The 12,560-nt window shown below is 45.6% G+C and carries 12 protein-coding genes; 6 read left to right on the top strand and 6 right to left on the bottom strand.

Features of this window, described 5'->3' with window-relative positions; genetic code table 11:
- Positions 1–10: 10 nt before the first annotated feature.
- The 3 genes from MWG72_RS03170 to MWG72_RS03160 all read left to right on the top strand — a co-directional run bounded on the left by MWG72_RS03170 (position 11) and on the right by MWG72_RS03160 (position 3,423).
- Positions 11–493, top strand: coding sequence for an RNA pyrophosphohydrolase (locus tag MWG72_RS03170; protein WP_004278502.1), 483 nt, complete (start codon positions 11–13; stop codon positions 491–493).
- 89 nt (positions 494–582) lie between these two features.
- Positions 583–2,880 (top strand): phosphoenolpyruvate--protein phosphotransferase, encoded by a 2,298-nt coding sequence (gene ptsP / locus MWG72_RS03165; RefSeq protein WP_247143211.1) that lies wholly within the window; start codon positions 583–585, stop codon positions 2,878–2,880.
- A gap of 42 nt (positions 2,881–2,922) precedes the next feature.
- Positions 2,923–3,423, top strand: a complete 501-nt coding sequence (locus MWG72_RS03160) for a hypothetical protein (protein ID WP_247143210.1) — start codon at positions 2,923–2,925, stop codon at positions 3,421–3,423.
- Here the strand turns inward: MWG72_RS03160 and MWG72_RS03155 are convergent.
- Positions 3,420–3,599 (bottom strand): DUF7230 family protein, encoded by a 180-nt coding sequence (locus MWG72_RS03155; protein WP_004729442.1) that lies wholly within the window; start codon positions 3,597–3,599, stop codon positions 3,420–3,422. The two genes, MWG72_RS03160 and MWG72_RS03155, sit on opposite strands and share 4 nt — an antisense overlap.
- A gap of 619 nt (positions 3,600–4,218) precedes the next feature.
- On the opposite strand from MWG72_RS03155, the gene MWG72_RS03150 reads away from it, so the two are divergent.
- The 3 genes from MWG72_RS03150 (at position 4,219) to MWG72_RS03140 (ending at position 6,651) form a co-directional block, all read left to right on the top strand.
- Positions 4,219–5,739, top strand: a complete 1,521-nt coding sequence (locus MWG72_RS03150; protein ID WP_247143209.1) for a catalase — start codon at positions 4,219–4,221, stop codon at positions 5,737–5,739.
- A gap of 95 nt (positions 5,740–5,834) precedes the next feature.
- A complete protein-coding gene (locus MWG72_RS03145; protein ID WP_247143208.1) occupies positions 5,835–6,278 on the top strand; it encodes a thiol-disulfide oxidoreductase DCC family protein in 444 nt (147 codons plus the stop codon).
- A complete protein-coding gene (locus MWG72_RS03140; protein WP_247143207.1) occupies positions 6,268–6,651 on the top strand; it encodes a DoxX-like family protein in 384 nt (127 codons plus the stop codon). The genes MWG72_RS03145 and MWG72_RS03140 overlap by 11 nt, the downstream gene beginning before the upstream one ends.
- A gap of 16 nt (positions 6,652–6,667) precedes the next feature.
- On the opposite strand, the gene MWG72_RS03135 is transcribed toward MWG72_RS03140, so the two are convergent.
- The 5 genes from MWG72_RS03135 to MWG72_RS03115 all read right to left on the bottom strand — a co-directional run bounded on the left by MWG72_RS03135 (position 6,668) and on the right by MWG72_RS03115 (position 12,517).
- Positions 6,668–7,723, bottom strand: a complete 1,056-nt coding sequence (locus tag MWG72_RS03135; protein WP_005250593.1) for an MBL fold metallo-hydrolase — start codon at positions 7,721–7,723, stop codon at positions 6,668–6,670.
- A gap of 406 nt (positions 7,724–8,129) precedes the next feature.
- Positions 8,130–9,065: a cation diffusion facilitator family transporter gene (locus tag MWG72_RS03130; RefSeq protein WP_005107985.1), complete on the bottom strand. Its 936-nt coding sequence runs from the start codon at positions 9,063–9,065 to the stop codon at positions 8,130–8,132.
- A gap of 181 nt (positions 9,066–9,246) precedes the next feature.
- Positions 9,247–10,152 (bottom strand): DMT family transporter, encoded by a 906-nt coding sequence (locus tag MWG72_RS03125; protein WP_148334732.1) that lies wholly within the window; start codon positions 10,150–10,152, stop codon positions 9,247–9,249.
- Between the two features lie 168 nt (positions 10,153–10,320).
- Complete coding sequence (hcaD, locus tag MWG72_RS03120; RefSeq protein WP_247143206.1) at positions 10,321–11,547, bottom strand: 3-phenylpropionate/cinnamic acid dioxygenase ferredoxin--NAD(+) reductase subunit; 1,227 nt, start codon at positions 11,545–11,547, stop codon at positions 10,321–10,323.
- A 4-nt stretch (positions 11,548–11,551) separates the two neighbouring features.
- The gene (locus MWG72_RS03115) at positions 11,552–12,517 is read right to left on the bottom strand and encodes a 3-carboxyethylcatechol 2,3-dioxygenase (RefSeq protein ID WP_247143205.1); all 966 of its coding nucleotides are present in this window, start codon (positions 12,515–12,517) and stop codon (positions 11,552–11,554) included.
- Between the last annotated feature and the right edge of the window lie 43 nt (positions 12,518–12,560).

The following is a 12,560-nucleotide window of genomic DNA, read 5'->3' as shown; positions in this document are numbered from 1 at the left end:
AGGTAGCCAAATGATCGACTCTGAAGGTTTCCGACCGAATGTCGGGATCATTTTGGCAAACGATGCTGGACAGGTTTTATGGGCAAAACGCATTGGTCATAATGCATGGCAATTTCCACAAGGCGGGATCCAATATGGAGAAACCCCTGAGCAGGCACTCTATCGTGAGCTGAGAGAAGAAGTTGGCTTATTGCCCGAACACGTCCAGATAGTCGCGCAAACCAAAGGCTGGTTGCGCTATCGTTTGCCGCATCGATACATTCGTACGGACTCTGATCCGGTCTGTATCGGTCAAAAACAAAAGTGGTTTTTACTCAAACTCACGGCCCCCGTTCAGCATATTCAGTTGAATCTGTCTGATCCGCCCGAATTTGATCAATGGCAATGGGTCAGTTATTGGTACCCACTCGGTCAAGTCGTGAATTTCAAACGTGATGTTTACCGCAAAGCCTTGGTGGAGTTGTGTCAGCAACTGCCCCAGCAAAAACCTTAAAAAATCGCATAAATAATGCAGATTTTTTACGCGGCTATTGTTATAAATAAACTTCATTACTGAAATTCTGAATAGACGGAGCAGACCTTATGTCGAATATGCAACTGGACACCTTGAGACGTATTGTTCAGGAGATCAATGCGTCCACCAGTTTGCATGAATCACTCGACATTATGGTCAAGCATGTGGCCGAGGCCATGCAGGTTGATGTCTGCTCGATCTACCTCCTCGATGAACGCAATCAGCGTTATTTACTCATGGCGTCTAAAGGCCTAAATGCAGAATCTGTCGGCCATGTGTCTTTGCAGACCGGTGAAGGTCTGGTGGGCCTGGTTGGGCAGCGTGAGGAAATTGTCAATCTGGATAATGCCCCTAAACACGAGCGCTTCCTGTTTTTACCTGAAACCGGTGAGGAAATTTATAACTCCTTCCTCGGTGTGCCGGTGATGTATCGCCGTAAGGTCATGGGTGTACTGGTGGTTCAGAATAAAGAATCACAGGACTTTTCTGAAGCTGCTGAATCCTTTCTGGTCACGCTCTGTGCGCAGCTTTCTGGCGTCATCGCCCATGCCCATGCCGTCGGCAATATCGATGTATTCCGTAAGCCAACCAACCTGCCCGCCTATAAAACCTTTCAGGGAGTTTCTGGCTCCGGTGGTATTGCCTTAGGTCGTGCAGTGATTCTGTATCCACCAGCAGATCTTGCCGCAGTCCCTGATCGTGAAGCGGATGACATCAGCGAAGAACTCCAGCTATTAGATAATGCTCTGAATTCAGTCCGCGAAGAAATCCAGTCGCTAGATGACAAAATGCAGGATGCGTTGATGGCCGAGGAACGCGCACTGTTTAGCGTGTTCTTGCGTATGCTGGATGAAAATGCCCTGCCTGCAGAAATCAAGGCTTTTATTCGTGAAGGTCACTGGGCACAAGGCGCCGTGCGAATTGTCATTGACAATCATGTGGCACAATTCTCCCAGATGGAAGATGATTATTTACGTGAGCGGGTGGCGGACTTAAAAGATCTGGGCCGCCGCATTCTGGCGCGCTTACAGGAAGCCGATGCCAGTCACCGTGAACTGACCGATGAAAGTATTCTGATTGGTGAGGAAATATCGACGGCTGCACTGGTTGAACTGCCCGTGGATAAAATTGCCGCGATTGTCACCACTGAAGGCGCCATGAACTCGCATATGGTGATTGTGGCGCGTGCCCTTGGCATTCCCACCGTAGTCGGCGTAACCGAACTGCCAATCAACACCCTCGATGATGTGGAGATGATTGTCGATGCCCATCAGGGCCGGGTCTTTATTAATCCCCCACGTCGCCTGCGCAGTCGCTATAAAGAAATTCAGAAAGAAGAAGAACAGATTGCCAAAGATCTGCGCCAGTACGAAACCAAAGATGCGATTACTCCGGATGGCGTGGCGGTCAAACTCTACGTCAACACCGGCCTGATGATTGATGTGGTGCGTGGCGTGCAGCGCGGTGCCAAAGGCGTTGGCCTATACCGTTCTGAAATTCCGTTTATGTTACGTGACCGCTTCCCGGGTGAAGAAGAACAACGTGCGATTTATCGTCAGCAGCTCAGTCATTTTGCCAATAAACCGGTGGTGATGCGAACGCTGGACATTGGTGCAGACAAAGACCTGCCGTATTTCTCGATTGAAGAAGAAAATTCGGCACTCGGCTGGCGCGGCATTCGTTTTACCCTGGATCATCCGGAAATTTTTTCTTCACAGATTCGTGCCATGCTCAAGGCCAGTATCGGGCTGAATAACCTGCATATTCTGCTGCCGATGGTGACCAGTGTTAGTGAAGTTGAGGAAGCACTCTACCTGCTGGAACGTGATCATGCGGCGATTCAAGAAGAAGAACAGGTCAAGGTAAATAAACCAAAACTCGGCATCATGGTGGAAGTGCCGAGTGTGCTTCATCAGATTGATGAATTTTCCGAACTGGTGGATTTCTTCTCGGTTGGTTCCAACGATCTGACTCAATATCTGTTGGCCGTGGACCGTAATAATCCGCGGGTGGCCAATGTCTATTCACATTTACACCCAGCAGTACTGCGTGCCCTGACCCGTTTGGTGCAGGACTGTCATCGCAATGAAAAACCGGTCAGTATCTGCGGTGAAATGGCAGGCGATCCGCTGTCTGCAGTTTTGCTCATGGCCATGGGCTTTAACACCCTGTCGATGAGTTCAAGTAATATTTTGCGGGTACGTAAAACCATTTGTCATGTTCCGATGAGTGATGCACAGGAATTGCTGCAACATGTGTTAAAAATGGACAATCCGCTCATGGTAAAAAGCTGGTTAGAATATTATTTCAGAACCCATGGTTTAGGGGATATGGTGAAATCAGCATCACGTATGGTGAGTGCCTAATACGGGACTTTTTCCAGTCCCTCGACAGTGGTAGAGGTGCTTATGGAATTTCTGGTCATCCTGTTCATGATTGTTGCAGTGTTCTATGTAGTCATTCTTGCACCGGCCTTGGCTGCCCGCAAAGAAGCTCATAATTCCGGTTCATCTTATATACACCCTGCCAGCAATCGAGCAACGAACTATGCCGATCGGCCTAAAATGACTCCATTATTGGGCATTGAAATTTCGGCATCGCAACGGCGGCGTTTAGGCAGAGATGACCCCTCCGTCATTGCCGCCAGACTCTATCACCAGCAAAAAGATCAATTTGCCAGTTTTCAGCAGGCCAGACCACAGTCTCACTCCCCTCACCACAAAGCGCCAGTGCACAGTAGACTCAATAAATTCTTTAATGACTTAATTGCGGATAAATCGACAACGTCATCCCGGCATCCAAATCAATATTCGCAAACTCGTAACAACCGGCCTGTCGCCCCGCTCTCTCTAGTTAAAACCAATCCTAAACAGCCACCGCGTCATCCCCAGCCACCTTACAGACCTTAAGCAGCCATTAAAAAAGGGCGATCTTCCATGGAATATCGCCCTTGTCTGTGCTTGTTGTAGCCACGTTTTGCATTTTTCTTTCGGTCTACAAAGACTTGGCTTTTGTTAACTTCATGCATGTGTTTTGCCACAAAATTGTGGATCACCACCTGCTCGGCTGTTTTTTTCTTGGCCATTTTACTCTCTATGTGATTTTGAGGAAGGAGTGAGATAATTATAGGGCCGACTGACTAATTTTCAAGCATATTTGCCAATGCTTTTTTAAAAATAAAGACCATCTGGATAGGATTTTCTGTATGCAAAAATGCGAGCTATAGCCAGAAAACACCCTTATTCCATTCATTATTTTTATGGGTTTCTTCAGACCAACAAAACTTGATTAAAAAACTATTTAAAATAAATCAGTTATAAAATGTATTTTAAATAACACTTTTCACTTATTATTTTTATCCTTTGATAAAAACATATTATCGACTTAGATATTGTTATTTTCGTTTAATCCCATTCATTATTCGAGTTATTCAAAATATATAGAATTTGATATTGTCACAGAGTGGAAAACCCGTTACTTTTTAAGAGTAACCATTTAATTTTCAACATTTTAAACTTTATTAAATTTAAAAATATTTTTTGAGTGAGCTCACTCAATTATACCCTGAATTCCGTTTTGTGCTGTAACACCCTTTATTTAAAGATATTGTAAATATAGCGAAACCTGATCTGATTAGCATATATCTCAATATTCTATGAATACTAGGTAAACGACATAAGATATTCAAAACTTGGAGAGGAAAGATGAGCCAAGATTTTAAAAAATGCCCTGTCACCCACCTGACCACTGAAGCTGGTGCCCCTGTGGTCGACAACCAGAACAGTATGACGGCAGGGGCGCGTGGACCTTTACTTGCCCAGGATTTATGGCTGAATGAAAAACTGGCCAACTTTGTCCGCGAAGTGATTCCAGAGCGTCGTATGCATGCCAAAGGTTCAGGCGCTTTTGGTACCTTTACCGTGACCAATGATATTACCCAATATAGCCGCGCTAAAATTTTCTCTGAAGTCGGCAAAAAAACCGAAATGTTTGCGCGTTTCTCAACGGTGGCAGGTGAACGTGGCGCAGCCGATGCAGAACGTGATATTCGCGGTTTTGCCTTAAAATTCTATACTGAAGAAGGCAACTGGGATCTGGTCGGCAACAATACTCCGGTATTTTTCCTGCGGGATGCCCGCAAGTTCCCTGACCTGAATAAAGCAGTCAAACGTGACCCGAAAACCAACAAGCGCAGTGCCACCAATAACTGGGATTTCTGGACACTCTTGCCTGAAGCTCTGCATCAAGTGACTATTGTTATGTCGGATCGTGGGATCCCAACCGGTTACCGTCATATGCATGGTTTTGGCAGCCATACCTTTAGTTTTATCAATTCCAAAAATGAACGCTTCTGGGTAAAATTCCATATGCGTACCCAGCAAGGCATCCAGAACCTGACCGATGCTGAAGCTGCAGACTTGATCGCCAAAGACCGTGAAAGCAGCCAGACCGACCTGTTTGATGCCATCGAACGTGGTGACTATCCAAAATGGAAAATGTACGTTCAGATCATGCCGGAACTGGAAGCCGAAACAGTGCCTTATCATCCATTTGACCTGACCAAAGTCTGGCCAAAGGGCGATTATCCACTGATTGAAGTCGGTGAATTCGAACTGAACCGCAATCCGGAAAACTATTTCCAGGATGTAGAACAGGCAGCCTTTGCACCAAGTAATCTTGTACCGGGCATCAGCTACTCACCGGACCGTATGTTACAGGCACGTTTAGTGAACTATGCCGACGCAGCGCGTTACCGTGTTGGCGTGAATCATTCACAGGTTCCAGTCAATGCTGCACGTTGTCCTGTACATTCGAACCGCCGTGATGGTCAAGGCCGCATGGATGGCAACTATGGTTCATTGCCACATTACGAGCCGAACAGTTTTAGCCAGTGGCAGGAACAACCGGAATTCAGAGAGCCTCCACTGAAAATCACCGGTGATGCCGATTTCTGGGATTTCCGTGAAGATGACAATGATTACTTCAGCCAGCCACGCGCCCTGTTCAACCTGATGAATGACCAGCAGAAACAGGCTCTGTTTAATAACACGGCCGGAGCGATGGGTGATGCGCTAGATTTCATTAAATACCGTCACATCCGCAACTGTTATGCTTGCGATCCAGCTTATGGGCAAGGCGTTGCTAAGGCCCTAGGTATGACTGTAGCAGATGCCCAAGCAGCACGTGAAAGCGATCCAGCCAAAGGTTTGCCTAGCTTTCTCTAAGCCAGTTTAGACACGTATAAAAACCACCTTCGGGTGGTTTTTTATTGCGGCATCAAGCACTATAGAAGCAAGTCAGCACAAAAAGAACTACAACAATGCATCCGAATATTGAAGACATCATTCAACAATACGACATCGTTTTATTTGATGCTGTTTGCGTGATCTGTAATGGCTGGGCACGGTTTTTGATTCAATACGATAAAAAGATTCAGTTTAAACTGGTCTCCGCCCAATCGCCTTTAGGTACAGCACTGCTCGAACATTATCAGATGTCTACTGAACATTACACCACCATGCTCGTCATTCAAGATGGCACACTCTATACGGAATCGACTGCCTTGCTGAAGGTGCTGCAGCATCTCGGTTTTCCCTTTAATTTAATGAGCGCAGGTTATTTGGTTCCACATTTTATCCGAGATTTTCTGTATCGTGTGGTCGCTTTAAATCGTTACAAGCTATTTGGTAAAACCAAGTATTGCCTGATTCCATCCAGCGAAAATAAACGCCATTTTCTGGAAGAAGCTGTCCGTGAATCCTAAACCTGTATTCCTACAATCACTGCGTACTATCCAGCTGACTTTGGTCATACTATGGCTCTATCAGGGACTCATTCCAAAAATTCTGTTCCAATCACCCGCTGAAATTAGCATTTGGCAAAATATGGGTTTTGAGCTAGCACTGGCCAAAGTCTTGGTTAGACTTTCCGGAGGATGTGAAATGCTATTTGGCTTATGCTTTCTGAAATGGAACCGGTCCATACTCTTGCATAGGTTGAATATTATCGGACTTGCTGGATTACTACTGCTGATTGCATTCACAGCCCCGTTGCAACTTACTGCAGCATTCAATCCTGTGGTGATGAATACCGCCATGCTGATGCTTTCTGTAGTGGCCATTCAACTCATCCAATAGGAACAGAGTAAAATATTTAGACAATAATTCGTTTGCCTTCACGTATGCAATAAAACGGATTAATCAACTTGGAAGAATGCTTGATGATCTCATGCAACTCATGTTCCGGCGCATCCCGGTCTTCATCCGTGAGCTGAAAAGTACGGTAATGAATCGCCAGTGAACATTTGGCCTGCAAGTCATGATGGGCATGAAAGGCATCTTCCGGATTCATATGGATCGCGCGCATCAGTTCACGCGGTTCATAAGCTCCTATCGGGAGTAAGGCAATTCGCGGTGCACCCAGACGTTTACGGATTTCTTTAAAATGCGAGGCGTAGCCACTATCTCCGGCAAAAAAACAATGTTCCTTGCCATGTAATAAAGAAAAGCCTCCCCAGAGTGCACAGTTCTGATCGCGCATGCCGCGCCCCGAGGCATGTTGAGCCGGCGTATAGACAATCCGTATCTCTTCAAAAAAGGCATTTTCCCACCAGTCCATTTCATGCACGGTATAATGTTCTGGCAAATACCAGGCATTACCCAGACCAGTATAAATCGGCATCTCAAAAGTGTTGTGCAACCATTCCAGACTGGCCAGATCCATATGATCATAATGGTTATGGCTGAGCAGTACGGCATCAATCTGAGGCAGCTCATCCAGAGCAATGCCAGCCGGAATGACCCGCTGCGGCCCTGTGGAAGCCGATGGACTGGCATATTCAGCCCAAACCGGATCGGTCAGGAAGTTATAGGGGCCGATCTGAATTAATGTGGTTGCGTGACCAATAAACCAGACTTGCCAGTCATCCAGAGCTGCATCTGGACGCTGCTGTGGCAATGCGCGTGGACGAGAAAAAAACTCGGCACGCTCTTCATCAAGATTAACATTCCAGGTTTTGGATTTTCGGGTAATGAGCCATTTGTATAAATCAAAGCGACCACGCGATAGAGAAGCATGCTCAAGATTACGAAACTGTTTTCCGTCGAAATGATCTGAATGCAGATACTCAAACACTGGCTTAGACCAGAGATGTTTCCAACTGGATTCCGTGATTAACTGGAATTTTTTAGTTTTGAGAAGATCTTGCATAAACATCCACTATTTATTATTCGCTATATGCAAGACAACAACCTCTTGAAATGGTCAAGCGGTGCATCTTTTAATGAGCATACAAACTAAAAACAGGCACACTACAACATAGTATGAAATCCGTCACAGAAAATCATGTATGTTTTTGTTATTTTTAGCAAAAAAATGGCATTTCATCGACCTTATGGCTGGCTGAAGCCTTGGATTATCTAGAAAAATATCGCTCGCGCCCTTCTGTCTAAAAATACAAAATGATACTCAATATTTATAAGCCCATGCTGACAAAAGCATGTCTGCCCATTGATGATTTTATGATGAAATTCGCCATACCTCAGTATCATCACATCAATTGTGCGAGAAAGGCAAGTTGAGATCAAAATACCAACCTCAAGCGTTTTTTAGATCTTTATACACGACCTTGAGTTCGTTCCAGCCATACGGCCTTGGTTTGGGGTTTCACAAATAAAGCAATAATTTCCGGGTGCAGCTGTTTAATCTGCGCTTCGATCCGGTTGACACAGGCTTCAATTTCATCAGAAGTTAAATCATCTTTAAATTCCAGACTCAATGATGCAATGACTTGCTGAGCACCCATCTGCTCAGTCAATACCCCATTAGCACTAAAAACTGCCGCATCCTGTTGAGCAATGTTCAATACATCTTCACGCAGTTTTGGATCTGCCGTTTCACCCAGTAACAAACCTTTGGTTTCACGTGCCAGAAACCAGGCAGAAACCGCCAGCACGATACCAATTAAAATCGATGCGGCACCGTCCAATTCAGGAATATTCAGTTGATGCGCCAGCAAGATACCGACCAGAGCAATCACCAAGCCGACCAGGGCGGCAGTATCTTCAAATAACACGGTAAAGGTCGTTGGATCTTTACTGTGTCGAAAGGCTTCAAAATATCCCAGATTTCCCTTTTGTTTACGAAAGGTTTTTAAAGCCACTGACCATGAAAATCCTTCAAAAAGAATCGCCAGACCCAGCACAATATAATTGATCAATGGATCCTGCATGACTTCAGGCTGAAGAATATGCTGTATCCCTTGATAGATGGACACAATCGCACCCAGGGCAAAAACCATCAGTGCCACAATAAAGGCCCAAAAATACAGTTCACGCCCATAACCAAAAGGATGTTTGGCATTTGCCGGTTTTTCTGATTTTTTCATGCCATATAACAGTAAAATTTCATTCAAGGTATCTACTACGGAATGAATTGCCTCACTGAACATGGCAGAACTATTGGTTATATAGGACGCAACAAATTTCACCAGCGCAATCGCCAGATTACCAAACAGGGCTGCATAAACTACGATTTTATTGGATTCAGACATCCTGACACTGTCCTAAATAAGCTTGTGCAAGCTTGAATGATTTATGTATCAAAATCTTAATCATTTATTTTTGAAAGTTGTTTTACAAATTGTTGCTTAGTCGTGATCTCTCACGTTGTTGAATCACTTTACTCTCCACTAAAATAATAAAAGGGCTTTCGCCCTTTTGGTTTTTACAGTTTTAATGCTTGGAAAAATACTGCTCGCGCCACTCTTTCCAGAAATACATGATGATCCCGAACATCACCACAGCAATTCCCGCAAAAGCATGACTGCTGATAATTTCATGATTTAAGGTTGCTCCCAATACCAGAGCGATCACCGGCGTCATCACATTACTCAATGAAACGGTCGAAGCATTTAGACGGCGAATCAGCCAGAAATAACACAGCATTGCCACAATCGAAGACATGATCATGGTAAATACAAAACCGATCATTGCCTGTGTGCTAGGCAACTGAGTCGGCATATGTTGCCAGATAAACGGCACTAAAATGACTGAACCAGCCGCGGAGACCAGCAATGACCCCGTCGCTTGCGACATCGGACTCAAGGGTGCACTAATCTGTTTAACCCAGAAGATTGAGCTGATATAAGACACCATACTGATCAGCATCAGTACCACACCCCAAGGATTAATCTTGCTGTCTGCCGAGTCGGCAAAAACAAAACATAAACCGGCGACGGCCACTGCCATGCCGAGCCATTGCAGCCAGATCAGTTTATGGGTTTTTAAAATCACATGACCGATTAAACCGGCGATCAGCGGTGAAAAACCAAAAATTAGCGCCATCAAACCTGAGGTCAGATAATTGGCCGCCAGATAAATAAACAGCTGCGCACCGATTAAATTCAAACTGCCTGCCAGATAACTTTTCATTGAAGTGCGGTCAAAAGGCAGCGGGTCGCGCATGATCTTCAGCAGGAACAACGCAATAATCGAGGCACCAAAATAGCGAATGATCAGCACCCACATCGGGTGAATCTCGGCCACGCTCCAGACAATCGCCAGTGGCGTTGCCGCCCAGATCAGCACCAATAAAGCGTAAATACTTGCCGTGACCGGCAATGAAGATGAAGAACTCATAAGTCTCCTAAACGAGGCCAAGAAGTTCTGGATCAGCAACTTCAAAAATAGCGTATAGCGAATCCATGCTGAGATGAAGTTTTAATTTTTGATAAATTCATCAAGTTTCGTGCATAAAAAACAGACCTATGCAAAACATAGGTCTGTCCCAAGATATCTCAATACGACTTAAGCAATTTTGCGTAAGTCTTGCGCGATATCTAAATGTTTTTCAACATCAAACGCCGTATTTTTGCTGATCATTTTTTTCAAATGACGCATTTCTTTGGCTGCATTCACGGTAATCCCGCCAACGATCTGACCATCAGTCACACCGTACATCACGAATGAATTGTCTGCACCTTTGGCTGCATCCATTTCACCACGGATATGCCATTCAGCTGCGGCCATATCGCCGACAAACTGGAAGTTGATATTCAGCTGATCCGTCCAGAACCAGGCCGGATTAGCTTTCGGATGTTCCACACCCATCACGTGACGCGCAAAGATACCTGCCTGAAGGTTGGCATTTTCCCAGGTTTCTACACGGCGGTGATTGCCACAGTCACGCAATTGAGTTGCAACATCGCCTGCCGCATAAATGTCAGCATTTGAAGTCTGGCAGTGTTCATTCACCTTGATCGCAACATCAACGTCCAGACCTGCATCTACTGCAAGCTGTGCATTTGGCACGATCCCGATTCCGTAAACTACAGCATCAGCACGCAGCTCTTCACCGCCTTCCAGCGTTACCACGACTTCTTCACCATCTAAACGGCAATCTGCAATCTTGGTTTCAAGACGCACATCGACCTGGTTTTGACGATGCTGTTCTAGCAGGAATTCGCTCAGGATTTGTGGTGAACAACGGCCCATGACCATTGGGCCCATTTCGATCACAGTGACCTGACAGTCTTTGTAACGTGCAGATGATGCAAGCTCAAGACCAATCACGCCACCACCGATCAGGATGATACGGCGACCGGCTTGAAGCACAGGCACCAGTGCCTGTGAATCTTCCAGGTTACGCAGGGTATAGACGTGTTTGCCCAAAGCATCGAAATTAGGCAAACGGCGCGCGGCACCACCTGTTGCAAGCAAGAGTTTGTCATAAGCAACAACATCACCGTTCAGGAGTTCAACCGTTTTCGCTTCGGCATTGATTTTCACCACGCCATTACCGCGAATGGTTTCCACCCCTAAATCTGCCAGTTTCTGTTCTGACAGGATTTCGATCTTGGTGTCTTCAGGTTTTAGAATCACATCTTTAGACAACGGTGGACGCTCATAAGGAAGATGGCTTTCATCACCAATTAAGGTAATTTTGCCTTCATACTTGTTGCCACGAAGTTCTAAAGTTGCGCTCGCACCTGCCTGGCCAGCACCCACGATCACGATGTTGTTTACGTTGCTCATTTTCTTAACCTTTTAACTCTGCAGATACGATGCCGAAGCCCGCAATCCACTCACTAATATCTTCGTAGCAGTGAGTTGTCATTTCATACTCACCGACTTCATGTAATGCAGCAAAAGCAGCCATCCAGGAACGGACTTCCTGACCACCACGGCCACCCTCGACACGAATTTCAGCTTCCGTCATCGCTTCAATTGCAGCAAAGTCAGCTTTCTTGAAGGTTTCAAGCAATGCACAATCCCACTCAGGGTTCAACGGCACTGCAACAGATTTATCACCGGCAGCCAGTTTTTGACCTACTGCAATAATTTTTGCCTGACGGTTCTGGCGAGACTCTTCAGACGGGTTACGACCTGCAATCAGGAATTCTTCCACTTCAGGAGGAACCGAACCCATTTGCGGCGTTGGTGGATCGTGTGACAGACCACCTGTACCCAGTACCAGTACACGTTCATTTTCCAGGTTCAATGACTTGATGAACTGACCTACTGCACGGCCCAAAGCCACTGTACGTTTAGTGGTTGGCATTGGTGTAGCCGCACCATTGATGAAAACCGGAATGGTTGGATAACGGTCGAGCTGACCGCCACACAGGAAATGTAAGGGCTGAGTCACGCCATGATCGGCTTGCATACGATATGAGTACGCAACATCCACACCTTCATCCAACACACGACGCACTAGATTAAGGGCTGTTTCTTCAGGCACATTAATGTGGTCATTGTCTTTACCATAATCCCAGTCCCCTGCTGCTTTGGCACGAATACCGACGCAGAAACTTGGCATCAGGTCATAGAAGAAACCATTAAAATGATCTGGACCAAAAGTGATGATCAGGGTTGGGTCGTAAGCTTTTACTTCAGCAGAGAGTTTTTCAAAAGCAGCACGAACTTTTTGCTTTTTTGATTGATCTTGAGGTGAAGCAAATTCCATTAAAGGACTGTGCGATGCACAAATAAGTTTAACGGCCATGAGAGACTCCTAGAAGGAAAGCAGCCCTGAGAGAAGAGGCTGC

Origin of the sequence: Acinetobacter lwoffii (assembly GCF_022967985.1) — a bacterium.
In the GTDB taxonomy this organism is placed as follows: domain Bacteria; phylum Pseudomonadota; class Gammaproteobacteria; order Pseudomonadales; family Moraxellaceae; genus Acinetobacter.
Note: the sequence above shows the minus strand (reverse complement) of the source record. Positions and strands in the feature narration are given on the sequence as shown.

Bases quoted from the DNA above. Each gene is read 5' to 3' on its own strand.
- MWG72_RS03170 (WP_004278502.1), top strand. From the start codon at position 11: ATGATCGACTCTGAAGGTTTCCGACCGAATGTCGGGATCATTTTGGCA.
- ptsP (WP_247143211.1), top strand. From the start codon at position 583: ATGTCGAATATGCAACTGGACACCTTGAGACGTATTGTTCAGGAGATC.
- MWG72_RS03160 (WP_247143210.1), top strand. From the start codon at position 2,923: ATGGAATTTCTGGTCATCCTGTTCATGATTGTTGCAGTGTTCTATGTA.
- MWG72_RS03155 (WP_004729442.1), bottom strand. From the start codon at position 3,599: ATGGCCAAGAAAAAAACAGCCGAGCAGGTGGTGATCCACAATTTTGTG.
- MWG72_RS03150 (WP_247143209.1), top strand. From the start codon at position 4,219: ATGAGCCAAGATTTTAAAAAATGCCCTGTCACCCACCTGACCACTGAA.
- MWG72_RS03145 (WP_247143208.1), top strand. From the start codon at position 5,835: ATGCATCCGAATATTGAAGACATCATTCAACAATACGACATCGTTTTA.
- MWG72_RS03135 (WP_005250593.1), bottom strand. From the start codon at position 7,723: ATGCAAGATCTTCTCAAAACTAAAAAATTCCAGTTAATCACGGAATCC.
- MWG72_RS03130 (WP_005107985.1), bottom strand. From the start codon at position 9,065: ATGTCTGAATCCAATAAAATCGTAGTTTATGCAGCCCTGTTTGGTAAT.
- MWG72_RS03125 (WP_148334732.1), bottom strand. From the start codon at position 10,152: ATGAGTTCTTCATCTTCATTGCCGGTCACGGCAAGTATTTACGCTTTA.
- hcaD (WP_247143206.1), bottom strand. From the start codon at position 11,547: ATGAGCAACGTAAACAACATCGTGATCGTGGGTGCTGGCCAGGCAGGT.
- MWG72_RS03115 (WP_247143205.1), bottom strand. From the start codon at position 12,517: ATGGCCGTTAAACTTATTTGTGCATCGCACAGTCCTTTAATGGAATTT.